The organism is Okibacterium endophyticum (genome assembly GCF_054780075.1).
This window is the reverse complement of the sequence record NZ_BAAGXA010000002.1, coordinates 244,557-269,828: the sequence shown is the minus strand read 5'-3', so window position 1 is coordinate 269,828 and position 25,272 is coordinate 244,557. Positions and strand designations below refer to the sequence as shown.

Genomic DNA, 25,272 nt, shown 5'->3' with positions numbered 1-25,272 from the left:
GCCTTCACTCATGCAGAGACGTCGCCAACCGGTCATAGGCTGAAGACATGACATCGACGTTCCGCGCCTGGGTGGTCGACCGGCAACCCGAAGATGAGCAGAGTCCAGAGGGCGACGCAGGCACTACTGCCGGGGCCAGCCTGCTCGAGGTCACCGACGAGTTCCTGATGCCCGGAGACACGGTCGTCAGCATCGAGTACACCAGCGTCAATTACAAAGACGGCCTCGCCCTGCTGGGCAAACCCGGCGTTGTTCGCGAGTGGCCGCTGATTCTCGGCATCGACCTCGTCGGCACCGTGGAATCGAGCGAATCGGAACGATGGCAGGCCGGTGACCACGTGGTGCTCAACGGGACAGGGCTCGGCGAGCACCACCATGGCGGGCTCGCTCAGCGCGCCCGGGTCGACGGCACTCACCTGGTGCGCGTTCCGGAGCCGCTCGGCGGACTGCGGGCCGCCGCAATCGGTACGGCCGGGTTCACCGCCATGCTCTCCGTGCTCGCAATAGAGCGCCACGGAGTACGCCCGGGCGACGGACCGGTTCTCGTGACCGGTGCGGCCGGTGGTGTCGGAAGCATAGCCATCGCCGTGCTTTCCCGCCTCGGATACAACGTCATCGCGTCAAGCGGTCGAGCAGAGACCGAGGGGGCCTATCTGACGCACCTCGGAGCATCCGCCATCATCGACCGCGCCGAGCTCGCTTCACCGGGCAGGCCTCTGCAGAAGCAACGCTGGGCCGCCGTGCTCGATGTCGCCGGAAGCCATACCCTCGTCAATGCGATCGCGCAGCTCGAACGGGGCGGTATCGCCACGGCATGCGGGCTGGCTCAGGGAACCGATCTTGCGGGCACGGTGATGCCGTTCATCCTGCGTGGTGTGAGTCTCGTCGGCATCAATTCCGTGGAGGTGGCACCAGACGAACGAGCCGTGGTGTGGGAACGCCTCGCGAGGGATCTCGACGTCGGCCTGCTCGATCAGATGACGTCGGTCGTGGCGCTTGCCGATGCGAAAACGGCTGCCGAACGGATACTCGCCGGCGGCATCCGCGGACGCACTGTCGTCGACGTCAACGTCTAGAACTATGAGGCCAGGACGTTGAGAGGCTTGGAGCGGCCGACGCGGGCCTCACGCGCGACCGGACGGTAACGGCATCGCTCGACGAGCCGCCGTCGGCCTTCACAGGTCATCGGCGCGTTTCGGTGAACGCTGACGCTCATTCTTCGGCACGGATTCGCGGCGTTCCTGTCGGCGTTCGACGCGCCGCCGGTCAGCGAGGTGCGCACCGTTGAGGAGCTCCAGAGCGCGATCGAGCGTCGCAGTGCCAGGGTTCACGACGCACACCCACCCGTAAACGCCATAGAGAGGGTGAGGGGTGAACGCGTCCTCGGCGCTGTAGTCCACGTCGGCGTCGTCGATCTCCTCCGGTGGGTACCCGATGAGTGCGGTGAAGACCGCCGGGCCGACGTGGATGTTCAGTCGCCAACGGCCGGGTTCGTCGAGGTGGGAGTCCGCGTCGTTCGGGTAGTTCTTCGTCACGATGGTCGCGTAGGGCTGACGATTGCGGGGCACCTGGCCATCGGGTGCGTAGTAGAAGTAGTGATCGCCCCACGAGATCTCAGGGTGTTCGCTCCCCGGGGCGGGTGCGAGCTCGAGGAGGCCGTCGTAGGCTCGGACTTCTGAGAGGATCTGTTCCATAGACATGGTTCAAGTGTGATCTTGAAGCGCTTATGGAGGGTTTCACCCAGTGAAGGACGCCAACGAGCCCGGCTCCGCGCGATACACGACCAGCCGCCTCGCCGCCGCCGTGGGCTACTCCGTGCAGCAGATCCGCGACCTTGAACGACTCGACGTGATCCCCCCAGCGCCTCGGCGGCCCAATGGATACCGCCAGTTCACAACTGTGCACGTGACCGCGCTGCGCGCGTACCGTCAACTGGCGATCGCGGTCGGACCGGTCGTCGCCCGGGCGAAGATGCGCGAGATCCGCGGTCTGCCCCATCACGAGGCGGTCGCGAGAGTCGTCGCCCTTCACGTGGACCTCGCCCGCTCCCGTGACGAGACCATCTCTGCACTCAGTGCTCTCGACAGCATCGTCGACGAAAGCGCCCACGACGAAGCTCCTGCTCCGGAGGATTCGATGAGCATCACCGAACTGTCTGCTGCGCTCGGCGTGCGCTCCTCCACGCTCCGCTTCTGGGAACAGCAGGGACTGATCGCTCCCGAACGTTCAGAGCGTCTCAACACGCGATTTTATCCACCCGATGCGGTCAGGGATGCTCGTATCGTCGCCGCCCTCCGTGCTGGCGGCTACCGGATCCCGGCCGTGCAAGCTGTTATGGCGTCCCTGCGGACCGTGCACGATACACAAGACGCGCGCGATGCCCTCCAAGAACGCCTGCACAACATCGCCGCACGATCCGAGGCGATGCTGCGGGCCGGCACCGACATCGCCTGCATGCTGCGTCACTCAGCCCTCAACAACGTGCTGGCCTCGTGCACCTGACACCTTGCGCGTGCGTGTTGTCAGGTCTCGTCCGACGGCCTCTCCGGCAGGCTCTCTGGCAGCGTCTCTGCGCCCGTTTCTGCGCCCGTTTCTGGCGGAGTCTCTCTGTCTGTCACGGCCTGGGAGCCGGTGTCTGGCGTCGAATCGACCGACGCAGTGGGTGCCTCAGCCTCCGGCGTGGCCGGCTTCTTCGCGGCAGGCTTCTTCGCGGCTGCCTTCGAACGAGTCGGCGCGGGCTTCTTCACAGGCGCCTGCTTCCCTCTGGTTGCCGACGTCTCTGCCGATGACGTGCGAGTCTTCTTCTTGGGTGCATCGGCATCCGTCGCATCAGCCCCATCCACTGCGTCAGCCGTCGCGATGTCTGCAGCCGCCACGACCTCGACGGATGCCGTTGTGTCGGTCGTTGCCGGCTTCGTCGAGCGCTTGCGCTTGGAGCGTGTGCCGCCTTCGGCCTGCCGGTCAGCGGCTGCGGGCTCAAGGGCACGTTTCGCAGGACCGCCCGTCACCGCGTCATGGGCGCCCGAGCCGGGAAGCTCCCTCGGCTTCGCGGCACGCGTGCGCGCCTTTTTGGGGGCACGCTCGTCGAGGCGCAGGGCAGCGACCAGCTCGAGGGCGTGTGTGGTGGTGACCACCAGCCGGGCGAACTCCTCACCTTCGACATCGATCACCACTGCAGCACGGCTGCCCTTGATGACGAGAAAGTCCTTGCCGCCGTGAAACTTCCACTGCCCGACGGCGAGGCTCAGCGGGATCGCCGTTCCGGGAGCCCTGATCCCGCGGACCCAGATCCACGGGTCATCGGTTATCGTCGCGGAGCGAATGGCCTCGCGGGGCACAACGATGTCGCTCTTGCGTAGGGCAAGCACCTTTTCTGCGGTCGTCAGTGTGATCTCGAGACGATCGGAAAGCAGATGAAGGCGAGCCATAGCACCAGTCTGCCGCGTTCAGCATGGGAATGCTGTGCGCGAACCTCACAAATCGGAATCGTTTCCGCTGAACGGTCGCCACTGCGAACGATCACGGGCCCCGTCGACCACATGATCGCCCGTGTTCAGAGCGCGTCAGCCCTCCGGCGAGAAGCATCACCCACGGGGTGCGAGGTGCGAGCGATGTCGAGCTGTTCAACCGAGTTCTGAAGAAGATCAGCGAGGGCGCGGAGTTTCTGCGCCACGTCGCGCCCCAGGGGCGTCAGCTCGTACTCCACCCTCGCCGGGATCACGTCGATCACCTCGCGCACAACGAGCCCGTCGCGCTCGAGAACCCGCAAGGTCTGAGAGAGCATCTTCTCGCTGACCCCTTCGACCCGACGGCGAAGAGCGTTGAACCGGTACGTTCCCTCGAGCAGCGCGAGAAGCGCCAGCGACGCCCATTTCGATGTGATGTCGTCGAAAACGGCACGGGACGGGCAATCGCGTGCAAAGACATCGGCTACCAGTTCGGCGCTCGGCGCGTCTTCTTCTTCACCGAGCGAGTCGGGTGACGCCATCTCAGCCTCCCAGCCCATTCACACCTTGTTCATCACCATACCTCGGGGGATTTCCCTATAGTACTATCCGATAGTTAGTACCCATGAAAGAGGTTGGAATGCCGAAGACATATGCCGTGACCGGTGCATCCGGTCGCCTCGGCCACCGTGCTGTCGAGGAGCTCATCGCTCGCGGTGTCGAACCGCGCAACGTCATCGCCGTTGTGCGCACACCGGGCAAGGCCGAGGATCTCGCCGCTCGAGGCGTTCAGGTGCGCGAAGGCGACTACTCGCGCCCAGAGACGCTCGCACCGGCGCTGGCCGGCGCCGATCGTGTGCTTCTCGTCTCTGGCAGCGAGGTCGGCAAGCGCGCCGCACAGCACAGAGCCGTGATCGACGCCGCGAAGGCGGCGGGCGTCGAGCGCATCGTCTACACGAGCATTCTCAAGGCAGACACAAGCGACAATCCGCTCGCCCCCGAGCATGCCGCCACAGAGCGGGAGCTGCGCGCCGCAGGGCTGCCGCACACGATTCTGCGGAACAGCTGGTATCTCGAGAACTACACCGACCAGATGGGCCAGTACGTCCAACGGGGCGAGATTCTCGGGGCGACGAACGGGGCGAAGATCTCGGCGGCGTCTCGCGACGACTACGCGATCGCGGCCGCGGCGGCGCTGCTCGAAGACGTCGACGGCGACCGGGTCTATGAGCTCGGCGGCGGCCCCTTCACCTTCGAGGAGCTGGCCGCTGCAGTCACCTCCGTGACCGGCACAACGGTGACCTCACGCGATCTGCCGCACGCAGACTACGCGGCCGCGCTGGTGGATGCCGGCATGGACGAAACGACTGCGGGTTTCGTAGCAGCGCTCGACGCTTCCATCGCCCGTGGTGAGCTCGAGACCGACAGCGACGATCTCGCCCGTCTCCTCGGGCGGAGCCCGACACCACTCGTCGAGGTCGTCCGAGCTCGACGCTGACACCGGCTCTCTGCAACGGCTCAGAAGAACAGGACCCCATGAAGAAGCGCACGAAAATCGTTGTCGGATCGATCATCGCGGGAGTGGTTGTGCTCGGCGCCGTGGCGGCATTCGCCGGACCCGTCATCTACCGGGACATCGTCGCGGGGGATGCCGCCGCCCCACCCTCGGTGACAACCGATCCCTCACCCGGCACAACGCAAGACGCCCCGTCGGATCTGTCCGGCACCTGGAACGTGAGCGATGGGTCAGAAGCCGGCTATCGCGTCGACGAGGTGCTGAACGGCACGGACGTGACCGTGACCGGCCGCACCGAAGAGGTCACGGGAACCCTCGAGGTCGACGACCTCACCCTCACCTCGGCCGAGATCACGGTGGATGTCGCCTCGATCGCCACCGATCAGGCCGCCAGAGACGAGTACTTCCGCTCGACGGCGTTGAAGACTGACGAGTTCCCGACGGCGACCTTCGAGCTCACCGAACCGGTGACCACGGACAGCGCTCCCACCGTCGGCGAGGTGCGCACAGTGCAAGCCACGGGCAACCTCACCCTCGCCGGGGTGACGCAACAGGTCACCGTCGAGCTCCAGGTCGCGCTGAACGGCACAGACGGACAGATCGCCGGCAGCATCCCGATCACCTTCGCCGACTACAACATCACGGCGCCCGATCTCGGATTCGTCTCTGTCGAACCCACAGGCTTCGTCGAATTCCAGCTCGTCGTCAGCCGGTCCTGACCGACCGCGCGGGGCTGCGTCAGCCTGCGGCCGCTGCCGCCCGGGCTGCGGCGGGCAGCGCATCGATGATGCCCCCGAGGATCTCGTCCGAGTGCTCGGCAGACACGAACCAGGCCTCGAAGACGCTCGGCGGCGGCGAGACGCCGTCAGAGAGCAGCGAGTGGAAGAACGGCGCATATCGCCACGACTCCTGGGCCTGAGCTTCGGCGTAGTTCCGCGGCGCGGTCTCGGCGAAGACGAAGCTGAAGAGGTTGCCTGCCCGTTGAACGACGTGCGCAACGCCGGCGGCGGTCAGCGCGTCTGACACAGCGGCAGAGAGCAGGGCTGATGCTCTGTCCACTCTCGCGTAGACATCCGCATCTGCCAGTCGAAGTGTTGTGATCCCTGCGGCGACGGCTACCGGGTTTCCCGAGAGAGTCCCCGCCTGGTAGACCGGGCCGGCCGGCGCGAGGTGATCCATCACGTCTGCGCGACCGCCGAGGGCGGCCAGGGGCATCCCCCCGCCCACGACCTTGCCGAACGTGAAGAGGTCGGGAACATAGTCCTCACCGCCATCAACCGAGTATCCCCAGTAGCCCGCCGAGCTGACGCGGAACCCGGTGAGCACCTCGTCGAGAATCACGAGCGCGCCATGCTCATGGGCGATGTCGACGAGCGCCGCGTTGAAACCGGGCTCCGGCGGCAGCACACCCATGTTCGCTGCCGCGGACTCTGTGATGACGGCGGCGATGCGGCCCGGGTGCAGCGAGAACGCCTCGTGCAGGGCGTCGAGATCGTTATAGGGAAGCACAAGCGTCTGTGATGCGGTCGCCTCGGTGACGCCGGCCGATCCCGGCAGCGCGAGAGTCGCCAGGCCGGATCCGGCCTGCGCGAGCAGGCCGTCAGAGTGCCCGTGATAGTGCCCGGCGAACTTCACGAGCAGGTCACGCTGCGTGAAGCCGCGTGCGAGGCGGATCGCGGTCATCGTGGCCTCGGTGCCCGTCGACACCAGGCGCAGCTTCTCGACGGGCGTGTGCCCGCCCGCCGTCACCCGCTCGGTGACGAGCTCGACGAGCTCGGTCTCTGCCGGAGTCGACGCGCCGAATGAGAGGCCGCGCGCCGCGGCGTCCTGAACCGCGCGCACGACCTCTGGATGCGCGTGCCCGAGAAGCGCAGGACCCCACGAGCCGACGAGGTCCACGTATTCACGGCCATCGGCATCCGTCACGAATGCCCCACGCGCCGAGACGAGGAACCGGGGTGTTCCGCCGACGGACCCGAACGCCCGGACCGGCGAATTGACGCCGCCGGGTATCACCCGCTTGGCCCGCTCGAAGAGATCGTCGTTCACACTCATCGCAGCCACCCCGCCAGCTCAGTCGCCCAGTAGGTCAGAACGGCGTCTGCCCCCGCCCGGCGGATGCCGACGACCGATTCTTCTACGGCACGACGACGGTCGATCCAGCCGTGCGCCGCGGCGGCCTCGATCATCGCGTATTCACCGGAGACCTGATATGCCCAGACGGGAATATCACTCACCGCGGCGACGTCCGCGAGCACATCGAGATAGCTCATCGCCGGTTTGACCATCACGATGTCCGCACCTTCGGCGGCGTCGAGCATGGCCTCGCGCAGGCCCTCGCGGCCGTTGGCCGGATCGAGCTGGTAGGTGCGGCGATCACCCTGCAACTGTGAATCGACGGCGTCACGGAACGGTCCATAGAACGCAGAGGCGTATTTGGCCGAGTAGGCGAGGATCGCGGTGTCTGTGAAACCCTCGGCGTCGAGCGCCTGCCGCACCACTGTCGTCTGGCCGTCCATCATGCCGCTCAGCCCGAGCAGCACCGAGCCGGCCCTGGCCTGCGCGAGCGCCATCCCGGCGTAACGCTCGAGGGTGGCGTCGTTGTCGACCCGGCCCGTGGCATCCAGCACCCCGCAGTGGCCGTGATCCGTGAACTCGTCGAGACACAGGTCGGTCTGCACAACAAGCGCATCGCCGACCTCGGCGACGAGCGCTTCTGTCGCCCGGTTCAGGATGCCGTCTGGCGTGCTCGCCTGCGACCCCGTCGCGTCGCGGACCTCAGGCACTCCGAAGAGCATCACACCGCCCACACCGGCCTCTGCGGCATCGGTTGCCGCGCGACGCAGCGAGTCCATGCTGTGCTGCATCACCCCGGGCATGGATGCGATCGGCACGGGCTCGGTCGCTCCTTCGCGCACGAACATCGGCAGAACGAGTTCGGCCGGGTGCAACCTGGTCTCGCTGACGAGGCGGCGCATGGCTGCGGATTGACGGAGTCGGCGGGGGCGATCAGCGGGAAAACTCACTCGGCAAGCCTACGCTCCGCGGCTGAGCGCTGCCCGAGCCGGCTGACCCCCGGTTGCGTGCCGCCCCCAGCGGCAGCGTGAGGCTCGGCCGGCCGCGGGACGATCAGCGAACTGGCGTGTGCCGCTGCCGGCCATTCGTCGCTCTCACTCGGCACGCTCGCCAAGCTCGTCGAGCACCTCGAACGGCGACTCGACGTCGCCCCTCCACGCCTCGATGCCTTCACGGACGGCAAGCACGGCGACAACGAGGGCAGCGACCGAATCGGCCCACATCCAGCCGAAGAGGGTGTTCAGCAGAAGCCCGACGAGAACAGCGCCAGACAGATAGGTGCACAGCAGCAGCTGCCTGGCATCCGCCTGCACGCTCTTCGAGCCGAGCTCGCGACCGGTGCGGATCTCGAACCATGCCAGTGCCGGCATCACGATCAGGCTCAGCGCGGCGATCGCAATTCCCAGCGGGCTGTGATCGACCGTCTGCACACCCGCCAAGGTCAGGATGGCGTCAACGGTCACGTAGGCGGCGAGCGCGAAGAACGCGATGCCGATCGTCCTGACAGTTGCCTTCTCCCACCGCTCCGGGTCTGTGCGGGTGAACTGCCAGGCGACCGCCGCCGCCGAGAGCACTTCGATCACCGAGTCGAGTCCGAAGCCGATGAGAGCTGCCGACGACGCGAGCGCCCCGGCCCAGATCGCGACGATCGCCTCGACGACGTTGTAGGCGATCGTGAATGCGACGATGAAACGCACCCTGCGATGCAGCCTCGTCCTTCGCTCGTCGGTCAGCCCGCCGATCATCGTGCGGCCTCTTCGCAGCATCCGGGCACTGTGCAGCCCGGGTCGATGCACTGAGCGTTCTCATCGACCGCGAGGGTCACATCGACCAGCGCCGTGAGGGCACGCGCGAGGTGCGGATCTGAGATCTCATAACGAGTCTGCCTGCCCTCTGGTTCGGCGACCACGATTCCGCAGTCGCGCAGGCAGGTGAGGTGGTTCGAGACGTTGGAGCGTGTGAGGCCGAGCTCGCGCGAGAGCACAGCCGGATAACTCGGGCCGCCGAGAAGCGTGATAAGAATCCGTGACCGCGTCGGGTCGGCCATCGCCCGGCCGAGCCGGTTCATCACGTCAAGACGAGAGGCAATAGTCAGCATACGCTGACTATACAGCATTGGCTGTATAGTCAGAAGGGCCGGCTCGTCTTACTTCACATGCTGAGGCAAAGCCTTCGGGCAGCACTACTCTGGTCCGATGGACGACTATTGGAACCACAACACGGCGTTTCACCGTGAGCTGGTTTCCCTCGCCGCCACAAGAGGCGGTCGTGTGCTCGATGTCGGCTGCGGTGAGGGGCTGCTGCTGCAACGCCTGGCTCCCGTCGCCGACGAGATCGTCGGGATCGACGCCGACCCTGCTGCTGTCGATCGAGCCAATGCTCGGTTCCGCGACACGAACAACGCACAGAACGCCAAAGCCCTGTGCGCAGACCTCTTGTCGGCCGATCTGTCCGCAGAGAGCTTCGACACCATTACCTGCGTCGCGGCGCTTCATCACATGCCGTTGCGCCCGGCCCTCGAACGGATGCGCGACCTGCTGTCGGCGGGGGGACAGCTGGAGGTCGTCGGTTTGGCGGCCAACAGAACGGCTCTCGACTGGATGCTTTCTGCGCTGATGATCGTTCCCGTGCACCTGATGAGCGCCGCCCATCATGCCCGCAGCGATGCGGGTGTCGCCATCGCCGAGCCGCAGGAGTCTCTCGATGAGGTCCGAGCCGCGGCCTCAGCGCTGCTGCCAGGAAGCCGCGTACACCGCCGGTTCTACTACCGCTACTCACTCCGGTGGGCCAAGCCGGAATAGGTCGAACGAGGACCGACACAAACGAGGAGGCCGACACGGGCAACGCCCGTGTCGGCCTCCAGAGGCGCCTCGTTATGTGAAGGCGTCTTTGACGTCTTCACCGGCCTGCTTCAGGTTCGCCTTGGCCTGATCCGCCTCGCCTTCGGCCTGAAGCTCTTCGTTGTCGGTCGCGTCTCCGACCTTCTCTTTGCCCTTGCCGACCGCCTCTTCTGCGGCGTTCTTGAACTTGTCAGCACCACTCATCATGGTCACCCGCTTTCTCAATCTACCGACTGTGAACGCTATGGTAACCAGGCGCCCCACGCCCCGGTAGGGGTGGATCTGGCGTCGGAACGCGCCTATTCTGCGCGGTGCTCTGGCACCTGGATGTCACCTGAGGCGACAGCGGCCACAATGGAATCGAGCAGGGCGTTGATCGTCTGGTGCCTCGAGACGACGGTGACGTGCAGTCCCTGTTTGGCGGCATCCGTGGCCGTACGAGGCCCGATCGCGGCGACAAGTGTTCCAGAAGGCAATTCACCGAACTGCTCGACGACCTGTTCGGCCACCGAGCCGGAGGTCACGAGCAGTGCGTTGATGCGTCCGCTGCGAACATCTGCCACCACCTTGGCGCTCACCGGTTCGCCGACGGTGCGATAGGCAACGACCTGCTGCACATCGTGACCGGCCTCGATGAGGCCCCGCGTGAGCACGGGTTTGGCGATCTCGGATCGCAGAGTCAAGATCTTGCGGGGCTCCGGCTCGAGAGCAGTCAGCTCTTTGACCATGCCCTTCGCGGAATTGTCTTTGGCCGGCACCAGATCGACACGATACCCGACGGCGGCGAGCGCAGCCGCGGTGGTCTCGCCGACGGCGGCGACCTTCGTATGCTCCGGAATCCGCACCCGTCCCGAATAGAGCACGTCTACTGTCGTCGCGCTCGTCACTGTCAGCCAGTCGAACGCACCGGCCTCGAGGGCGACCAGTGCTTCTTTGAGAGCCTGCGGATCTTCAGCCGAAGCGAAATTGATCATCGGTGCCACGACGGGGGTCGCACCGCGCGAACGCAGCTCTGCGGCGACGTCGTCGCCCCACGGCCCGCCTCGGGGAACGAGCACTCGCCAGCCATGCAGGGGCTTTTCATTCTGATGCGTCATCGGGTGTTATCGCCTTAGGGGAGCGAGAGCTGCCGCACCGCTGACCAGCAGGGCGTCAGCCAGGGCGTTGCCGGCATGCTCGGATCTCTTAATCATCGCCCGAACAGCCGAATCCGAGAAATCCGGGGTCCGTGCGGCACCGAGTTCGGCGGTGAGCTCATCGGTCAGCGATCTGGCGCCATCGACCGAATAGACCGAGGCCACAACGGTCACCGACATGTCGGACACACGGGCGTGCGCCCCGACGGGAGCAGCACAACCGGCGTCGAGACCAGCCAGGACACCACGCTCCGCGGCTGCGGCTGCATACGCGTCCGAGTCGTTGACAGCGGTGAGCGCCGTGCGCAGTCCCTCGGCGGCCGCGGACCGCTCAGAGGCCGCCGCCCCGGCAGTGGGCTCGAGGTCGGCGACCCTCACCTCGATGGCCAGCGCGCCCTGAGCGGGCGCCGTCGGCCAGGTCTCGAGGTCGAACAGCTCCGTGATGACCTCGCTCCGCCCGAGACGCGACAGTCCCGCCGCGGCGAGCACCACGGCATCCAGCTCGCCCGCCGAGACGAACCCGAGGCGTGTGTCGACGTTCCCGCGGATGTCGACGACCTCCAGATCAGGGCGCCGGGCGCGCAGCTGAGCCGCACGTCGTGGTGACCCGGTGCCGACCCGTGCTCCCTCGGGCAGATCCGCCAACGTCATCCCGTCACGCGCGCACAGGGCATCCCTGGCATCCGCTCTCGACGGAACAGCACCGATGACAAGGCCCGGGTACGCCGCGGTCGGCAGATCCTTCATCGAATGCACCACCAGATCGCACTCACCCGCGAGCATCGCCTCGCGCAGCGCCGAGGCGAACACACCTGTGCCCCCGAGACTCGCCAGGGACTCACGGGAGGTGTCGCCGTGGGTGGTCACGAGCACCAGCTCGGTCGGGATCCCCGTCGCAGCCGTGATCGCCCGAGCCACATCACCGGCTTGAGCCGTCGCGAGTGCGCTGCCCCGAGTGCCGACGCGGAGTGTCACGGCCGCAGACCCGCCAATGCCGGCTTGAAGCCCAGCCGTGCGTTCTCGCAGCATCCGGGCCTGCACACGTCGTACCAGGGCCCGATCGACGTCATTGCCGGTCGTTCACCGACCGGCACACCGTCGCGGCGTTCCAGAACGAGATCCACCAGGCCTTTCACATACGCGCGATGCGTGCCCGGCGTCGGAACGCGCACGGCGAAGAGGTTGTGCTCACCCGCTGTCTCCATCGCCTCGTTGTCGAGATCCCAGAGCACCTCCATGTGGTCGCTGACGAACCCGAGAGGCACGATGACAACGGCACGGATGCCCGTGGCCGGCAGGTCTGCGATGGCGTCGTTGATGTCCGGCTCGAGCCACGGCATGCTCGGCGGTCCTGAGCGGGACTGGTAGACCAGTTGCCACGCGATGTCTGCGTCGGCCGGAACGAGCTCGGAGCCGAGCTCGCGCTTCGCCGCCTCCATCACCACCTCGGCGACCGCGAGGTGCTGAGCCGCATACGCGCCGCCTTCGCCGAAACCGTCTTCGGCCGGCCCCGACTTCGAGGCGTCGACCGTCGGAATCGAGTGTGTCGCGAAGAGCACCTCGACCTCCGTCGTCAGGTCGATATCGGGCAGCTCCTGCTTCACGCGGGCGAGCCCGTCTCGCACACCCTCGATGAAGGGAGTCACGAAACCGGGGTGATCGAAGAACTGACGCACTTTGTCGATCTGCAGCTCACCGTGCAGATCGGCCTCGTCGAGGGCGATCCAGAAGTCCTCGCGGTACTGGCGGCAGCTCGAATACGACGAATACGCACTCGTGGCGATGGCGATCAGCTTGGTGAACCCGCGCTCCTTCGCCTCGGTGACGGCGTCACGCAGGTACGGATCCCAGTTGCGGTTTCCCCACAGCACGGGAAGATCGACGCCGCGCGCGGCGAGCTCGGCCTCGAGTGCGGCCTTCAGTGCACGGTTCTGGTCGTTGATCGGGCTCACACCGCCGAAGTGGCGATAGTGGTGCGCGACCTCTTCGAGTCGCTCCTCCGGTATGCCTCTGCCGCGGGTCACGTTGCGCAGGAACGGGATGACGTCGTCCTGCCCCTCCGGCCCGCCGAACCCGGCCAGCAGGATCGCGTCGTACGCGACAGGTTCGGTGACGTGCTCCGGACCGGGGGCGGCGGCATCCGTCGCCCCGAGAACACGCTGGTCGTCTGTCACAGAATCACCTCGGGGATGTCGCTCACCGGAATACGCCGGCCGGTGAAGAACGGGACCTCTTCGCGCACGTGCCTGCGCGCATCCGTGGCCCTGAGGTCACGCATGAGGTCGACGAGGTCAGTGACCTCATCCGCCTCGAGCGGAAGAAGCCACTCGTAGTCGCCGAGTGCGAACGCCGCGACGGTGTTGGCGAGAACACCCGTGAACGCTGCGCCCTTGCGGCCGTGATCGGCGAGCATCCGCCTGCGCTCGTCCTCCGGCAGCAGGTACCACTCGTAGCTGCGCACGAACGGATACAGGCAGAGCCAGTCCTTGGGCGCGATGCCTCGCAGAAAACCGGGAACATGGCTGCGGTTGAACTCGGCGTCGCGGTGCACGCCCATCGCGTTCCAGGTCTGCAGCAATGGCGCCAGCATCAGGGTGCGGCGCAGACCGCGCCAGGCGCGCTGGAGCCCCTCGGCGGTGTCGCCGTGCAGCCACACCATCAGGTCGGCGTCTGCGCGCAACGCCGAGACGTCGTAGAAACCGCGGACGGTCACACCGTCTGCTTCGACGGCCTGCACGGCGGCCTCGAGCTTGGCGAGCGGCTCAGGGCCGGTCGGTGCAGGATGCTCAGGGTCGCGTCGGAGCACCACCCAGAGTGTGAAGCCGGCGGGCGATCTTTCCGGCGACGAAGAATCAGGGGCTGAATGGGGTTCGGCAGCGGCCGCAAGAGTCATGCCTTCATCTTCCCCCGCTCCCCACGACACGCCAAATCTGGCGGCTGCAGGGGGTTCGATTCGCTTTGAACCGCCACGCGCCACACCTTTTGTGATGCGCTCTCCTAGTTAGGGGCGCGCATCACAAAAGGTGTAGCGCGTGGCGTGAAGGTGCGGGCGAGGCAAGGTGGCAGTGCGCTACTTCGTGAACGAGCGGACGATTCCCCACACAACGAGGCCCACCCCGGCCGCAACGCCGGCGGCACCGGCGATCAGGGCTCCCGGGTTGGTCTCTTTCAGCTCGTTGATCTTGGCCTTCGCGCGTTTGGGCACGTTGAGCCTGTCTTCGATGGCGTTGAGCGTTGCCACGAGCTCTTCACGCGCACGCTCGGGCGACGGCACTGAATTAGTAGCGGTCATACTCGCCGGTTCCCTTCACAGCACGGATATCTTTTTTCACGCCGTCGATCGGCCCCGGGTCTTCGTTGACCTTCTTGAAGAAGCGCACACCCATCAACACGAGGATCAGCGCGACAAGAATGAACAGCCCGAACACGATCAGGGCAGCAGCCCACGCGGGCAGCCAGATCGCGATCACCAGGATCAACACGGCGATCAGGATGCCGATGGCGAAGAACAGGAACACAGCGGCGCCCGCCATGAGCCCGGCGCCGATGCCGGCGTATTTGCCCATGTGAGCGAGCTTCTGCTTGACCTGCTCGAGCTCGGCCTTCACCAGGTTCGAGACGAGCGTGGGCACGTCGCCCACGAGTTTGAAGAGCGATTCCTTGCTCTTGCCGCTCGCGTCGGGGTTCGTCATGTGTGACCCTCCTCGCGTTACTTCGATGATTTCGCGGCAGACGATGGAGTGCCGGAAGAAGCCGAGCCACCGCGAGTCGATGACGCCCCTTCGTCGACGGCGTCTTTGATCTCGTCGACGGTCCCCTTGGTCTCAGCTATGGTCTTGTCGAGCTTCTGCCCCGGCGTCCCATCGCTTGTGAGGGTGCTCACGACTTTGCCGATTCCGCTGAAGACGGCGCTGGGAACGGCACTGATCCTCGCCTTGGCAAGCTTCTGCACCTTCTCGACCTGATTCTGAACCGGCTCGGTGTTCCACACCGAGAGCCAGCCCTTCTTGATCTGCTCGTAACGCTCACGTCCTGCCCGAGTGCCCAGCACGTATCCCGTGGCCAGACCGGCCACAAATATCAGCTTGCCCTTCATCGTCGCTCCGTTTCGTCACCGATCAACTGTTCCAGAGTAGCCTGAAGCGCTTCGCGCGCCACCCGTCTGACCCGATTCATCACCGGATCGGCATACGCACGCCGCTCAACTCCCGTACGCGGTGTCGTCACCGGCTTCGGTGAGCTTCCCGAGGTCGAGGCCGGCGTCACGATAGGCGGCGACGACACAACGCCGGATGCGCGCGGCCGCGTCGAGCGCATCTGGCACGACCGACGCGAGCCCGGTTCCCGCAAGCCACGCGCCGGTGACGTCGACCCCGCCGACGGCCGCGATCACATCGCGCAACCGTTCGGCCCGATCCCTCTGCCCGAGGGCGGCACCGGCGAGTGTGCCCGTCCAGGGTGTTCTCGTGACGCCGACGACCTGCGTGTCGTCGAGAGCGACACCGAGCAGCGTCGAGGCGTCTTCGCGTGCGATCATGCGCACCTCGGCGTCGGTGCGGCCGCGTGTTGCGCTCACCGAACCCTGACTGCCGTATGAGAGGCGCACGACGTGCCTGTGCGGATGCCCTTCTGCGACCGCCTCTCTCAGCCATCGCCACTTCGCCGTCGAATGGGTGAGCGCTTTCGCACGTACCGCGCCGTTCTCGGACCCGGCCACGAGCACACCGGTGCCACGAGGGGCGGCGTCAAGGTCTGCGCTGTCGACGACGAGTGAGACGATCTCGACGGCCGGCGCCTCGATCGGATCTTCGCGCGAAAGGGTGTCTGAGTGCGGGGAGAGCAGCGACAGCGCCTGCGCTTCGCCCGTGGCGATGATCACGAAGTCAGCCTCGATCGCGGTGTCGTCAGACAGGGTGAGGCGCCAGCCGGCTTCGTCGTCATCGGCGGGGGCGCCTTCGGCCGGGACATCGGAATCGGCATCGGCGATGTCGGGAGCGGGAGCGTCGACGTCCGCGGCGGCGGAACGGCGTTCGAGCGCCACGACACCCGCCCCGACCAGCAGCTCGGCGCCGCGGTTCCGCAGGTCGGCTTCGAGGGCGTCGACCAGCCGATGCATCCCGCCGCGCAGCCCCTCGACGGCGCCACCGGCCGGCGCCGACCCGCGCAGCGCGGCGACGGCGCCAGAGAGCGAACCCGCTGTGGTCATCGCCTTGTTCAACCCGGGTGCGGCTCGCGTCACGTCGAGGTCATAGGGGTCGGCCGAGTACACCCCCCTCGTCACAGGAGCGACGAGCGAGTCGAGCACGGCCTTTCCCATCCGTTTCTCGACGAGCGCGCCCAGGTTGTGGGCCTGCCCGATCGTGAGCACCGGCTTCACCCGGTCGAGATACGCGCGCAGCGCGGCACGCCAGCCGATCACACGAACGACGTCGGCCGCGAGCGGCACGGAGGGGATGCCGAGGATGCCTGCCGCAGGCAGGGGCTCCGTACGGCCGTCTGGCAGGTGGACCCAGGCGCCGGGTGCCTCCGGCCGCACAACGGCATCCGCCAGGCCGAGGCTGTCGATCAGCGATCGCACGTGCCCGCCGCGTGTGGCGTAGCTCTCGGCCCCGGTGTCGACGGCCACACCGTCGAGCGTCTCACGTGCAACGGCGCCCCCCAGTCGCGGCGATGCCTCGACCACTGTCACCCGGATGCCTACCCTCGCGCAGTCGAGCGCAGCGACGAGTCCGGCGACGCCGCCCCCGACGACAACGACGTGCTTGGGTTCGATCAGCGGCAGTTCGGTCATCTGTTGTGCACGAACTCCACGAGGCGGGTGAGCACGGCAGGATCCGTGTCGGGCGGAACGCCATGACCGAGGTTGAGCACATGCGACGGCGCCTGACGGCCGCGCTCGAGCACGTCGAGCACGTGTGCTTCGAGCGCTGGCCAGGGCGCCGCCAGCAGAGCGGGATCGATGTTCCCCTGCAGCGGCACCACACCGCCCAGCCGGTGCGAGGCCTCGTCGAGCGGCACCCGGTAGTCGACGCCCACCACGTCGGCGCCGATGTCGTGCATGGCCTTGAGCAGCTCGCCCGTTCCCACGCCGAAGTGCACGATCGGCACATTCCTGGTGACGTCAGCAGGTTCCGGAACGTCTTCGGTGGGCGTGGCGGCGACCGTGTACGTGAGGTCGCGCACCCGCTCGAGTGCCTGAGCGGATGCGGGCGCGACGTGCCTGGCATAGTCGTCGAGCGAGAGCGCACCGGCCCACGAGTCGAACAGCTGAGCGGCGGATGCCCCGGCGAGCACCTGGGCGCGCAAGAACCGGCCTGTGACCTCTGCCGTCCAGAGCATAAGCGCCGACCATGCCTCGGGATCGGCGTGCATCAGCATACGTGCCTGGATGTGGTCTTTGCTCGGCCCGCCCTCGACGAGGTAGGCGGCAAGCGTGAACGGTGCGCCCGCGAAACCGATGAGCGGGGTGTCGCCGAGCTCGGTCAGGCCCGCGACGGTCAGCGACACCGCTTCGCGGATCGGTTCGAGCGCGTCTTCGAGCACCGCGGGGTCGAGCGAGGTGAGCTCATCCACGTCTCGAGCCGTGCGCACCGCCTTGCCGAGCACAGGCCCTTTGCCCGCAACGATCTCGACATCGACGCCGACGAGTTTGAGCGGAACAACGATGTCCGAGAAGAAGATGCCGGCATCGACGCCGTGACGCCTGACCGGCTGAAGGGTGATCTCGCTCGCGAGCGCGGGGTCGAGGCAGGCGTCGAGCATGGCCGTTCCCACCCGCAGGTCGCGGTACTCGGGCAGTGAACGACCAGCCTGGCGCATAAACCACACGGGAGTGACGTCGGGACGCGTCCCGCCATACGCGGTGATCAGTCGCGAGCGATCGGTGAGTCCCGCGGCGAGCGGATGTCTGGCGTCAAGTTCCACCCGTCCATCTTCGCACTTCGCTCCCTGGACCGCCGCGGACAGAAGCACTCGCAACAGCGGCTACTCTTTAAGGGTGCTCCTATGTCTTTCGGCGAGTCACAAGAACGCCCCCTTCGCGCTGCTCGAACAGTTGTCTTCGAGCGGCGATGCGGTGACCGCCAGAATCAACGAGCATGTCAGCGCCGATGCCCTCGCGGGCGCGGTGGTGATCTCGACCTGCAACCGCTTCGAAGCATATCTCGACGTGCACGACGACGGTTCCGGCGCAACAGCGGCCATCACGGATGCCGTGGCGAATGCGGCAGGCGTCACACCGGACACACTGCACAGCATGTGGAACGTGCACGAGGGCAAGGCGGCGGCGGAACACCTGTTCGCCGTGTCATCCGGGCTCGAATCCGTTGTCGTCGGCGAGGGAGAGATCGCCGGGCAGGTGCGCCGTGCGCTCGAGTCCGCACGCGAGGCCGGCACAACGACCAGCGCGCTCGAGCGGTTGTTCCAGCGCGCCGCGCACACATCTCGCGGCATCAAGAACACGACTCCGATCGGCAGAGCAGGACGATCGATTGTGCGTCTCGCACTCGACCTCGCCGAGAGCCGCATCTCTGACTGGTCGACTGTGCGCGTGCTGCTCGTCGGCACGGGCGCATACGCGGGGGCCAGCCTTGCTGCCCTCAGGGAGCGCGGCGTCACGGATGTCGCCGTGTTCTCGCCCTCTGGCCGCGCCGCTCGTTTCGCCGCCAGCCACGGCATCCGCCGGGTTGACGACGCGGAGTACGCGGGCGAGGCCGCCCGTGCGACGGTCATCGTGACCTGCACAACCGCATCGGGCGCCGTGCTCGATGCGGCGACTCTGCGAGCGGGACGACACGCCATCGCCGCGGAGTTGCCACGACTCGAACGCGACGGAACGCCCGGCTGCCCCGTCGACCACACGGCGTCACAGCTCGTGATCGACCTGGGGCTTCCGCGAAACGTCGACCCGGACGTCGCACGTGTCGACGGCGTCGACCTGCTCGACCTCGAGACCATCCGCATCCACGCGCCGCTCGACGAGCTGCAGGCCACTGACGTGGCTCGCGCCATGGTGCGAAATGCCGCGCGCACCTTCGCCCGGTCCACCGATGAAGAGTCGCTCGCGCCGGCGGTCGTCGCTCTTCGAGCGAGGGCGAACGAGGTGCTCGACGAAGAAATCGCCCGCGTGCGACCCCGTGACCCCGACGGCACCGCAGAACGCGCTCTTCGTCACATGATGGGCCGGCTTGTGCACACACCCACGATCCGCGCCAGGGAATCCGCCCGAGCGGGCGAGCACGAGCGCTATCTCGACGCCCTGCAGACACTGCTCGGCATCACCGTCGAGCAGACTCTGGCAGACGACGCTGCGGGCGAAGCCGCCTCCTGAGCGCTCAGCACACACTCCACCCGTAGACGGGGCCACCAGAAGACGTGGGCGTGCAGGGCTTGTGCGCACACAGCGAAGCGCCCGGGGCCGAAGCCGCCGGGCGCGATGCTGAGTTTCCTGACCGGGTGGGTCAGTAGGTGCTCATGTCTCCCAGGCTCGCGAGAGCCGCAACGGTGACGATCGTGACGATGATCCAGATGACGGTGGTGACGAGGCCGATGATGATACCGGCGATCGCCAGTCCCTTGCCCTGCTCGCCGGTCTTCTTGATCTGCGAGAGGGCGATGAACCCGAGGACCGCGGCGATGATCGAGAACTGCAGAATCGCGCCGACGAGCGAGATGATCGCCAGGACGTTGTACTTCTGCTGCTGTGGAGGCTGGCCGTAACCAGGGGCCTGGCCATAGGCGGGAGCCTGACCATAAGCAGGCTGGTCGCCGGCCGGCGGCTGGTTGTTGATGTTGGGGTCAGTCATGACTGTTCCTTCTGTTTGGACAAGCTCCGAAACCTGTGAATAGGCTCCGAGTGCATGCCCATCGTGACACCTGTGCTCATGCGGTGTCAACGTTATCCGACGGCAGTTCGCGCATCCGACCATGGGGAGTTCTGCCCAGCCCCCGCCGCTGAGGCCGTCTGTCCCCGTCCCAGGACACCCCCATCGCGGCCGCCATACGTCTCGACCTCACGGCCTCTGGCGTCGATGCGAGAGACCTGACCGAGCTGCACCGGGCCTCGACAGCCGACTGCACCGATGCCCTCCCGCAGAAGAAGCCGTGTTGCGCGAACCCTATGCTCGTGATCTGATCGACTGAATCAGACAGTACGTGGGGAGTCCGTGGGCAACGCACTGAAGAAACCGGGGTGGTGGGCCCTGGACTACGCCTACAGCGGGTGGCTGCACCTGCGCGCTCCGTCGCGCACAGTGCCGCGGCACTACCGGCTGGGTGACCCGAACAAGCCCGTGATCCTCGTGATCCCCGGTGTGTATGAGACCTGGTCGTTTCTTCAGCCGATCACCGACCGGCTGAACCAGAACGGCTACCGGGTGAGCGTTGTGCACGGCCTCGGCTACAACCTGCTGCCGATCGTCGAGACGGCTGCGCGCATCGAGCGCGCCCTCCGCCGTCTCGACACCCCTCGCGCCGGCCGCGTGATCCTCGCTCATTCAAAGGGCGGTCTCGTCGGAAAGCAGCTGATGGTGACCTCACGAGACGACCTCGGCATCCGCCGGCTCATCGCCATCTGCACGCCCTTCACCGGGTCGCGATATGCCCGGTATGTGCTCGATCCCTACCTGCGCACCTTCAGCCCCAAGGATGAGACGATACTGTCGCTCTCTGCCGAAGACTCGGTGAACAATGACATCGTGTCGGTGTTCGGCTCGTTCGACCCGCACGTGCCAGACGGCAGTGTGCTCGAGGGGGCCACGAACGTGCGGCTGCGCGTGCCCGGGCACTTTCGGATTCTCGGCGCGGTCGAGACACGCGATGCGGTCGAAGACGCGCTGAAGCCGCTGACCGCTGAAGACAGGCGCAGCGTCGGCCGCGATTGACATAGAGGCCCGTCTGCTCTGAGCGAAAAGGCATGCCGGCGACCGGCCGATCGACATAACGTGGCGCGTATGACAACGCCTACCGCATCCGCCCGCGAACGAGCACTCATCATCGGCGGCACCGGACAGGTCGGCTCCGCAACCGCACGAGCGCTCAGTCACAGGGGCTATACGGTGGCTGTCGCACACCGCGGGCACGCGGAGCTCGACCCCCAGCTGGTGAGAGACGGTGTGCGCGAGGTTGTCCTCGACCGCGACGACACCGCAGAACTCGTGCACCACGCTCGCGGGTGCGACCTCGTCGTCGACGCCGTCGCCTACACCCCGGCACACGCCGACCAGCTCGCGCTCCTCGCCGGCAGCGTGGGTTCTCTTGTCGTCATCTCGACCGCCTCTGTGTACCTCGGGTCGAACGGCGCCTACCTCGACACGTCGACCGGGCCACACGACTTTCCCGACCTTCCGGTTCCCGTGACCGAGGACCAGCAGACGATCGAGTCGGATGACCACACCTATTCGGCGCAGAAGGCCGCCATGGAACGTCGTCTGCTCGAGACCGACGACCTGCCCGTGAGCATCCTGAGGCCCGGTGCGATTCACGGGCGCGCGTCTGAAGCCCCTCGCGAGTGGTATTTCATCAGACGAGCACTCGACGGTCGCACGCGCGTCGCACTGGCCTACAACGGCGAGAGCATCTTCAGCACAACGGGCACCCAGAACCTCGCTCACCTGATCTCACTCTGCGGCGCAACTCCTGGGCGGCGGGTGCTCAACGCGGTCGACACCGAGAACCACCCGGTCGTCGAGATCGGCCGGCGCATCTTCACCGCGCTCGGGCGAGAGTACGAACCGGTGGGTTTCGACGGCGCCCCCGTCGACGGCATCGGCGCCACACCGTGGAGTGTGCCGCGACCCTTCGCCCTCAGCATGCGGCGCGCGCACGACGAACTGGGCTACACACAGGCCGTGAGCTATTCGGACGCCGTCGCCGACGACATCCGCTGGGTGCTCGAAGCGGTGGGCACGGCCGAAGAGAACGGCGGCACCTGGCGAGATGCCTTCCCCGTGCTGAGGGAGCGCTATGGAGCCGACGGATGGTTCGACTACGAGAGCGAAGATCGCTGGCTTCAGGGCCGGTGACGGCGGCGGCACGGCGGCGACGCTCTCATGGGCAGCGACGCTCTAATAGATGTATTCGAGCACGTCGTTGCCGATCGTGCGCATCGCGTCGACAACGGCAAGGCGGACCGGAAGCTCTGTGTCGCTGAACGACATCGCGACGGCATAGGTCGCGCCCGCCCGGGGGCCGCGAACGACTCCGGCGTCGGCACGCACACCACTGTCGGTGCCCGTCGAGTTGAACAGCTGGATGCCGTGGTCGTGCGCGCGGTGGGAAAACGGGTCGAGGCCGAATGATGAGCCCACGAGTGACAGGTCGCTGTTCAACGACAGCCAACCCGCAACGCGCTGGCTCACCTTCTGATCGACGATCTCGCCGTGGGCCAGTCCAGAGAGCAGCCAGGTCAGCTCGCGCATCGAAGCGACCGAGAGATGGGGGGCGTCGTCTGGCCCGCGTTGGTCTCTGGCGATGTCGAGAAGAGCCGTGCGCTTGAGCCCAAGTCCTTCGGCGCGAAACCGCACGGCGTCGAGGCCGACGTGACGAAGCAGCACGTTTGTGGCCAGATTGTCGCCGCTCGCTCCGATGAAGGCGGCGAGGTCGGCCGGATGGAACGCCGATGCCTGCAGGTGCTGCCACACCCCCGCCTGTGAGACGACGTCGGCGGAATCGCGTTCCAGAATCGTGAGTGCGGCGAAGTCCGGGTCGTCGAGCCTCGTGGCGACCTCGATGAGCAGCAGGACCTTCCCCACCGAGGCTGTCGGCATCACAACATAGTCGTCGATGCTCAGCAGGGCATCACCGGTCGCAAGGTCTGTCACCCGCGCAGAGACCTGCACCCCGTTGCGGGCGACGAACCCGAGAGCCGCGAAACTGCGACTGAACGACTCGATCTGATCGTACGACCGGTGCTTGGCGCGACGCCTGGCCCGCTGCCTCGCGCGCTGCTCGGCGTGTGAACGAGACGAGCCGGACGAGGACGATCCTGCGGTTGGCGTGCTGGGGGCCACGTGCAACTTCTCCTCGACAAAAAAGTGAATGCCATGCGTCCCCCGCCACACTCTTGTGGCACACACATCGAAGCTACCTTAAAGGCCTGACATCCACCTGGCAAGGCTTCAACCTCAGCCTGAGGCCCCTGCACAGAGCACCACCACGAGCATCCGGCTGAAGGCGGGGACAACGGCCGGCAACGGAGACGGGCGCACCCCTTCTTCCGCTGCCCGCCGAGCGCGCGCTGCCCCTACCAGATCGAAACCCGCTTCTCGGGGGCGAGCCAGAGGCCATCGTTCTCGGTCACACCGAAGACGTCGTAGAAGGCGTCGATGTTGCGCACGATCTGGTTGCACCTGAACTCATTCGGCGAGTGCGGGTCGATCGAGAGCAGGCGGATCGTCTCTTCATCCCGCCCCTTCTGCTGCCACGCCTGCGCCCACGAGAGGAAGAAGCGCTCGGCTCCCGTGAGGCCGTCGATGACGGGGGCTTCCCTCCCCCCGAGCGAGATGAGGTAGGCCTTCCACGCGATCGAGAGACCGCCGAGGTCACCGATGTTCTCGCCGATCGTCAACGCGCCGTTCACGTGGTGGTCCGGCACCTGCGCCGGGGCGAGGGCGTTGTACTGCTCGATGAGCGACTTCGTGCGCTCCTCGAAGGCCTCACGGTCGGCCTCCGTCCACCAGTCGGTGAGCCGGCCGTCGCCGTCGTAGCGGGATCCCTGGTCGTCGAAGCCGTGCCCGATCTCGTGACCGATGACGGCGCCGATCGCTCCGTAGTTCGCCGCGGCATCCCTGCTCTCGTCGAAGAACGGGTACTGCAGAATCGCCGCGGGGAACACGATCTCGTTGAAACCGGGGTTGTAGTAGGCGTTGATGGTCTGCGGCGTCATAAACCACTCGTCGCGGTCGAGCGGCTTGCCGATCTTGCCGAGTTCGCGGTTCCACTCGAATCGCGCGGCCCTGCGCACATTGCCGACCAGGTCGGTGTGCGCGATGTGGAGCTCTGCATAGTCGCGCCATTTCACCGGGAACCCGATCTTCGGGGTGAATTTCTCGAGCTTCTCGAGAGCACGCCGCCTCGTCTCGGGGCTCATCCACTCGAGTGAGCCGATCGACTGGCGATAGGCCTCGACGAGGTTGGCCACGAGAACGTCCATCTGCTCCTTGGCCTGGGGCGGAAAGTGCCTGTCGACATACACCTTGCCGACGGCCTCGCCCATCGCGCCCTCGACGAGAGCGACGCCGCGCTTCCAGCGCTCGCGCATCTGCGGAGTGCCGGTGAGCGTTTTCCCATAGAAGTCGAAGTTCTCGTCGACGAAGGCATCGCTCAGGTACGGCGCAGCCGAGTGCACGACCTTCCACGCCAGCCACGAGCGCCACAGCGGAAGGTTCTCTTCGGTGAGCAACGAGGCGAGGCCGCTGAGAAAGCTCGGCTCACGCACAACGATCTCGTTGAACGTCCCTGGCGCGGCCTCGAGCGCGTCGATCCACACACCGAGGTCAACCCCATCGGCCAGAGCGAGCGCATCGGCGAGGCTGTGCAGGTTATACGTCCTGACACTGTCGCGGGTCGTGACGTTGTCCCAGTGATGGGCGGCGAGCCTCGTCTCGAGATCGAACGCCCGCCCTGCGACATCGGCTGCCGTTCCGGCCCACGCCGGGATGTCGTCGACGATGAGATCGAACATCCGCTCCACGTGCGCGCGGTACGCGGCCCTGACCTCGGCGAACTTCTCGTCGCGGTAGTAGCTCTCGTCCGGCAGGCTGATCCCGCCCTGCTCGAAGAAGACGAGGTATCGCTCCGGGTTGCCGGGGTCGTTGTCGACGAACAGCTGCACGAATCCGCCGACTCCCTGGCGTTCCAAGAGCGCGAGCGTCGAGAGCAGCGCCGGAATCGAATCGATGTTCCGCACCAGCTCGAGCTGGTCTGAGATCGGAGACGCGCCGAGCTGGTTGATGCGGTCGGTGTTCATAAAACTGGCGTAGAGGTCGCCCACCTTGCGCTCCTCTGTGCCCGGACGGGCATCCTGCGCCTCGATGATGATCGCCTGCACGGCCTTCTCGGCCTCTTCGGCGAGCATGTGGAAGGAGCCCCACCTCGCCTTGTCGTCAGGGATCTCTGTGCGATCGAGCCAGCGGCCGTTGACATGGCGATACAGATCGTCTTGCGGCCTGACGCTCGAATCGAGTTCGGTGATGTCGATACCCGACGCAGAGCGGGTGTGAGCAGCTGAAGTCTGGGGCTGAACGGTCATGATCACAGCC

28 protein-coding genes are annotated in these 25,272 nt (G+C 66.4%); 8 read left to right on the top strand and 20 right to left on the bottom strand.

The window, feature by feature from the left end; translation table 11 throughout:
• Positions 1-47 precede the first annotated feature (47 nt).
• Positions 48-1,076, top strand: coding sequence for an MDR family oxidoreductase (locus ACYVF5_RS01575; protein WP_460942615.1), 1,029 nt, complete (start codon positions 48-50; stop codon positions 1,074-1,076).
• A 99-nt stretch (positions 1,077-1,175) separates the two neighbouring features.
• On the opposite strand, the gene ACYVF5_RS01570 is transcribed toward ACYVF5_RS01575, so the two are convergent.
• A complete protein-coding gene (locus ACYVF5_RS01570) occupies positions 1,176-1,700 on the bottom strand; it encodes a DUF6194 family protein (RefSeq protein WP_460942613.1) in 525 nt (174 codons plus the stop codon).
• Positions 1,701-1,743: 43 nt separating this feature from the next.
• Between ACYVF5_RS01570 and ACYVF5_RS01565 the strand changes: the two genes are divergently transcribed.
• Complete coding sequence (locus tag ACYVF5_RS01565; protein WP_460942611.1) at positions 1,744-2,502, top strand: MerR family transcriptional regulator; 759 nt, start codon at positions 1,744-1,746, stop codon at positions 2,500-2,502.
• A 20-nt stretch (positions 2,503-2,522) separates the two neighbouring features.
• Here ACYVF5_RS01565 and ACYVF5_RS01560 read toward each other — a convergent pair whose 3' ends face one another.
• Together ACYVF5_RS01560 and ACYVF5_RS01555 are read right to left on the bottom strand one after the other, a co-directional pair.
• Positions 2,523-3,428 (bottom strand): hypothetical protein, encoded by a 906-nt coding sequence (locus tag ACYVF5_RS01560; protein ID WP_460942609.1) that lies wholly within the window; start codon positions 3,426-3,428, stop codon positions 2,523-2,525.
• Between the two features lie 125 nt (positions 3,429-3,553).
• The gene (locus ACYVF5_RS01555) at positions 3,554-3,988 is read right to left on the bottom strand and encodes a winged helix-turn-helix transcriptional regulator (RefSeq protein WP_460942607.1); all 435 of its coding nucleotides are present in this window, start codon (positions 3,986-3,988) and stop codon (positions 3,554-3,556) included.
• A gap of 83 nt (positions 3,989-4,071) precedes the next feature.
• On the opposite strand from ACYVF5_RS01555, the gene ACYVF5_RS01550 reads away from it, so the two are divergent.
• Both ACYVF5_RS01550 and ACYVF5_RS01545 read left to right on the top strand, forming a co-directional pair.
• A complete protein-coding gene (locus tag ACYVF5_RS01550; protein ID WP_460942605.1) occupies positions 4,072-4,944 on the top strand; it encodes an SDR family oxidoreductase in 873 nt (290 codons plus the stop codon).
• A 38-nt stretch (positions 4,945-4,982) separates the two neighbouring features.
• Complete coding sequence (locus tag ACYVF5_RS01545) at positions 4,983-5,681, top strand: YceI family protein (RefSeq protein WP_460942603.1); 699 nt, start codon at positions 4,983-4,985, stop codon at positions 5,679-5,681.
• Positions 5,682-5,700: 19 nt separating this feature from the next.
• Here the strand turns inward: ACYVF5_RS01545 and hemL are convergent, their stop codons facing one another.
• The 4 genes from hemL to cmtR form a co-directional block, all read right to left on the bottom strand.
• Entirely contained in the window at positions 5,701-7,017 is a 1,317-nt protein-coding gene (gene hemL, locus ACYVF5_RS01540) for a glutamate-1-semialdehyde 2,1-aminomutase (RefSeq protein ID WP_460942601.1), read from the bottom strand.
• Entirely contained in the window at positions 7,014-7,940 is a 927-nt protein-coding gene (hemB, locus tag ACYVF5_RS01535) for a porphobilinogen synthase (protein WP_460942938.1), read from the bottom strand. Before hemB ends, hemL begins: the two co-directional genes overlap by 4 nt.
• Positions 7,941-8,132: 192 nt before the next feature.
• Positions 8,133-8,804 carry a cation transporter gene (locus tag ACYVF5_RS01530; RefSeq protein WP_460942599.1) on the bottom strand — a complete coding sequence of 224 codons (672 nt, stop codon included), beginning with the start codon at positions 8,802-8,804 and terminating at the stop codon, positions 8,133-8,135.
• A complete protein-coding gene (gene cmtR / locus ACYVF5_RS01525; RefSeq protein WP_460942597.1) occupies positions 8,780-9,136 on the bottom strand; it encodes a Cd(II)/Pb(II)-sensing metalloregulatory transcriptional regulator CmtR in 357 nt (118 codons plus the stop codon). The genes ACYVF5_RS01530 and cmtR overlap by 25 nt, the downstream gene beginning before the upstream one ends.
• A 97-nt stretch (positions 9,137-9,233) precedes the next feature.
• On the opposite strand from cmtR, the gene ACYVF5_RS01520 reads away from it, so the two are divergent.
• Entirely contained in the window at positions 9,234-9,839 is a 606-nt protein-coding gene (locus ACYVF5_RS01520; RefSeq protein ID WP_460942595.1) for a class I SAM-dependent methyltransferase, read from the top strand.
• Positions 9,840-9,911: 72 nt separating this feature from the next.
• Here the strand turns inward: ACYVF5_RS01520 and ACYVF5_RS01515 are convergent, their stop codons facing one another.
• The 10 genes from ACYVF5_RS01515 to hemE form a co-directional block, all read right to left on the bottom strand.
• The gene (locus ACYVF5_RS01515) at positions 9,912-10,082 is read right to left on the bottom strand and encodes a CsbD family protein (protein WP_460942936.1); all 171 of its coding nucleotides are present in this window, start codon (positions 10,080-10,082) and stop codon (positions 9,912-9,914) included.
• Positions 10,083-10,177: 95 nt separating this feature from the next.
• A complete protein-coding gene (locus ACYVF5_RS01510) occupies positions 10,178-10,975 on the bottom strand; it encodes a uroporphyrinogen-III synthase (protein WP_460942593.1) in 798 nt (265 codons plus the stop codon).
• A 6-nt stretch (positions 10,976-10,981) separates the two neighbouring features.
• Positions 10,982-12,043 carry a hydroxymethylbilane synthase gene (hemC, locus tag ACYVF5_RS01505; protein ID WP_460942591.1) on the bottom strand — a complete coding sequence of 354 codons (1,062 nt, stop codon included), beginning with the start codon at positions 12,041-12,043 and terminating at the stop codon, positions 10,982-10,984.
• On the bottom strand, positions 11,986-13,188 hold the full coding sequence (locus tag ACYVF5_RS01500) for a ferrochelatase (protein ID WP_460942589.1): 1,203 nt from the start codon (positions 13,186-13,188) through the stop codon (positions 11,986-11,988). Before ACYVF5_RS01500 ends, hemC begins: the two co-directional genes overlap by 58 nt.
• Complete coding sequence (hemQ, locus tag ACYVF5_RS01495; RefSeq protein ID WP_460942587.1) at positions 13,185-13,820, bottom strand: hydrogen peroxide-dependent heme synthase; 636 nt, start codon at positions 13,818-13,820, stop codon at positions 13,185-13,187. The genes ACYVF5_RS01500 and hemQ overlap by 4 nt, the downstream gene beginning before the upstream one ends.
• A gap of 264 nt (positions 13,821-14,084) precedes the next feature.
• Positions 14,085-14,306, bottom strand: a complete 222-nt coding sequence (locus ACYVF5_RS01490) for a DUF3618 domain-containing protein (protein WP_460942585.1) — start codon at positions 14,304-14,306, stop codon at positions 14,085-14,087.
• Positions 14,293-14,706 (bottom strand): phage holin family protein, encoded by a 414-nt coding sequence (locus ACYVF5_RS01485; protein WP_460942583.1) that lies wholly within the window; start codon positions 14,704-14,706, stop codon positions 14,293-14,295. The genes ACYVF5_RS01490 and ACYVF5_RS01485 overlap by 14 nt, the downstream gene beginning before the upstream one ends.
• Before the next feature lie 17 nt (positions 14,707-14,723).
• Complete coding sequence (locus ACYVF5_RS01480; RefSeq protein WP_460942581.1) at positions 14,724-15,110, bottom strand: hypothetical protein; 387 nt, start codon at positions 15,108-15,110, stop codon at positions 14,724-14,726.
• Between the two features lie 105 nt (positions 15,111-15,215).
• The gene (hemG, locus tag ACYVF5_RS01475; RefSeq protein ID WP_460942579.1) at positions 15,216-16,805 is read right to left on the bottom strand and encodes a protoporphyrinogen oxidase; all 1,590 of its coding nucleotides are present in this window, start codon (positions 16,803-16,805) and stop codon (positions 15,216-15,218) included.
• A complete protein-coding gene (gene hemE, locus ACYVF5_RS01470; RefSeq protein WP_460942577.1) occupies positions 16,802-17,938 on the bottom strand; it encodes a uroporphyrinogen decarboxylase in 1,137 nt (378 codons plus the stop codon). Before hemE ends, hemG begins: the two co-directional genes overlap by 4 nt.
• Positions 17,939-18,011: 73 nt before the next feature.
• Between hemE and ACYVF5_RS01465 the strand changes: the two genes are divergently transcribed.
• A complete protein-coding gene (locus tag ACYVF5_RS01465) occupies positions 18,012-19,343 on the top strand; it encodes a glutamyl-tRNA reductase (RefSeq protein WP_460942575.1) in 1,332 nt (443 codons plus the stop codon).
• Between the two features lie 130 nt (positions 19,344-19,473).
• Here the strand turns inward: ACYVF5_RS01465 and ACYVF5_RS01460 are convergent, their stop codons facing one another.
• Positions 19,474-19,818, bottom strand: a complete 345-nt coding sequence (locus tag ACYVF5_RS01460) for a DUF4190 domain-containing protein (RefSeq protein ID WP_460942573.1) — start codon at positions 19,816-19,818, stop codon at positions 19,474-19,476.
• Between the two features lie 360 nt (positions 19,819-20,178).
• On the opposite strand from ACYVF5_RS01460, the gene ACYVF5_RS01455 reads away from it, so the two are divergent.
• A complete protein-coding gene (locus ACYVF5_RS01455; protein WP_460942571.1) occupies positions 20,179-20,895 on the top strand; it encodes an esterase/lipase family protein in 717 nt (238 codons plus the stop codon).
• 69 nt (positions 20,896-20,964) lie between these two features.
• A complete protein-coding gene (locus ACYVF5_RS01450; protein ID WP_460942570.1) occupies positions 20,965-22,035 on the top strand; it encodes an NAD-dependent epimerase/dehydratase family protein in 1,071 nt (356 codons plus the stop codon).
• Between the two features lie 42 nt (positions 22,036-22,077).
• On the opposite strand, the gene ACYVF5_RS01445 is transcribed toward ACYVF5_RS01450, so the two are convergent.
• Positions 22,078-23,022, bottom strand: a complete 945-nt coding sequence (locus ACYVF5_RS01445; RefSeq protein ID WP_460942568.1) for a serine hydrolase — start codon at positions 23,020-23,022, stop codon at positions 22,078-22,080.
• Positions 23,023-23,255: 233 nt separating this feature from the next.
• Positions 23,256-25,262, bottom strand: a complete 2,007-nt coding sequence (locus ACYVF5_RS01440; protein ID WP_460942566.1) for a M13 family metallopeptidase — start codon at positions 25,260-25,262, stop codon at positions 23,256-23,258.
• Positions 25,263-25,272 lie beyond the last annotated feature (10 nt).

Coding starts and splice junctions, on each gene's coding strand:
- ACYVF5_RS01440 (WP_460942566.1), bottom strand. CDS start 25,262: ATGACCGTTCAGCCCCAGACTTCAGCTGCTCACACCCGCTCTGCGTCG.
- ACYVF5_RS01480 (WP_460942581.1), bottom strand. CDS start 15,110: ATGAAGGGCAAGCTGATATTTGTGGCCGGTCTGGCCACGGGATACGTG.
- cmtR (WP_460942597.1), bottom strand. CDS start 9,136: ATGCTGACTATTGCCTCTCGTCTTGACGTGATGAACCGGCTCGGCCGG.
- ACYVF5_RS01570 (WP_460942613.1), bottom strand. CDS start 1,700: ATGTCTATGGAACAGATCCTCTCAGAAGTCCGAGCCTACGACGGCCTC.
- ACYVF5_RS01530 (WP_460942599.1), bottom strand. CDS start 8,804: ATGCTGCGAAGAGGCCGCACGATGATCGGCGGGCTGACCGACGAGCGA.
- ACYVF5_RS01490 (WP_460942585.1), bottom strand. CDS start 14,306: ATGACCGCTACTAATTCAGTGCCGTCGCCCGAGCGTGCGCGTGAAGAG.
- ACYVF5_RS01510 (WP_460942593.1), bottom strand. CDS start 10,975: ATGACGCATCAGAATGAAAAGCCCCTGCATGGCTGGCGAGTGCTCGTT.
- ACYVF5_RS01550 (WP_460942605.1), top strand. CDS start 4,072: ATGAAAGAGGTTGGAATGCCGAAGACATATGCCGTGACCGGTGCATCC.
- ACYVF5_RS01575 (WP_460942615.1), top strand. CDS start 48: ATGACATCGACGTTCCGCGCCTGGGTGGTCGACCGGCAACCCGAAGAT.
- hemC (WP_460942591.1), bottom strand. CDS start 12,043: ATGCTGCGAGAACGCACGGCTGGGCTTCAAGCCGGCATTGGCGGGTCT.
- ACYVF5_RS01520 (WP_460942595.1), top strand. CDS start 9,234: ATGGACGACTATTGGAACCACAACACGGCGTTTCACCGTGAGCTGGTT.
- hemG (WP_460942579.1), bottom strand. CDS start 16,805: ATGACCGAACTGCCGCTGATCGAACCCAAGCACGTCGTTGTCGTCGGG.
- ACYVF5_RS01485 (WP_460942583.1), bottom strand. CDS start 14,706: ATGACGAACCCCGACGCGAGCGGCAAGAGCAAGGAATCGCTCTTCAAA.
- ACYVF5_RS01450 (WP_460942570.1), top strand. CDS start 20,965: ATGACAACGCCTACCGCATCCGCCCGCGAACGAGCACTCATCATCGGC.
- ACYVF5_RS01515 (WP_460942936.1), bottom strand. CDS start 10,082: ATGAGTGGTGCTGACAAGTTCAAGAACGCCGCAGAAGAGGCGGTCGGC.
- ACYVF5_RS01560 (WP_460942609.1), bottom strand. CDS start 3,428: ATGGCTCGCCTTCATCTGCTTTCCGATCGTCTCGAGATCACACTGACG.
- ACYVF5_RS01555 (WP_460942607.1), bottom strand. CDS start 3,988: ATGGCGTCACCCGACTCGCTCGGTGAAGAAGAAGACGCGCCGAGCGCC.
- ACYVF5_RS01460 (WP_460942573.1), bottom strand. CDS start 19,818: ATGACTGACCCCAACATCAACAACCAGCCGCCGGCCGGCGACCAGCCT.
- hemB (WP_460942938.1), bottom strand. CDS start 7,940: ATGCGCCGCCTCGTCAGCGAGACCAGGTTGCACCCGGCCGAACTCGTT.
- hemL (WP_460942601.1), bottom strand. CDS start 7,017: ATGAGTGTGAACGACGATCTCTTCGAGCGGGCCAAGCGGGTGATACCC.
- ACYVF5_RS01545 (WP_460942603.1), top strand. CDS start 4,983: ATGAAGAAGCGCACGAAAATCGTTGTCGGATCGATCATCGCGGGAGTG.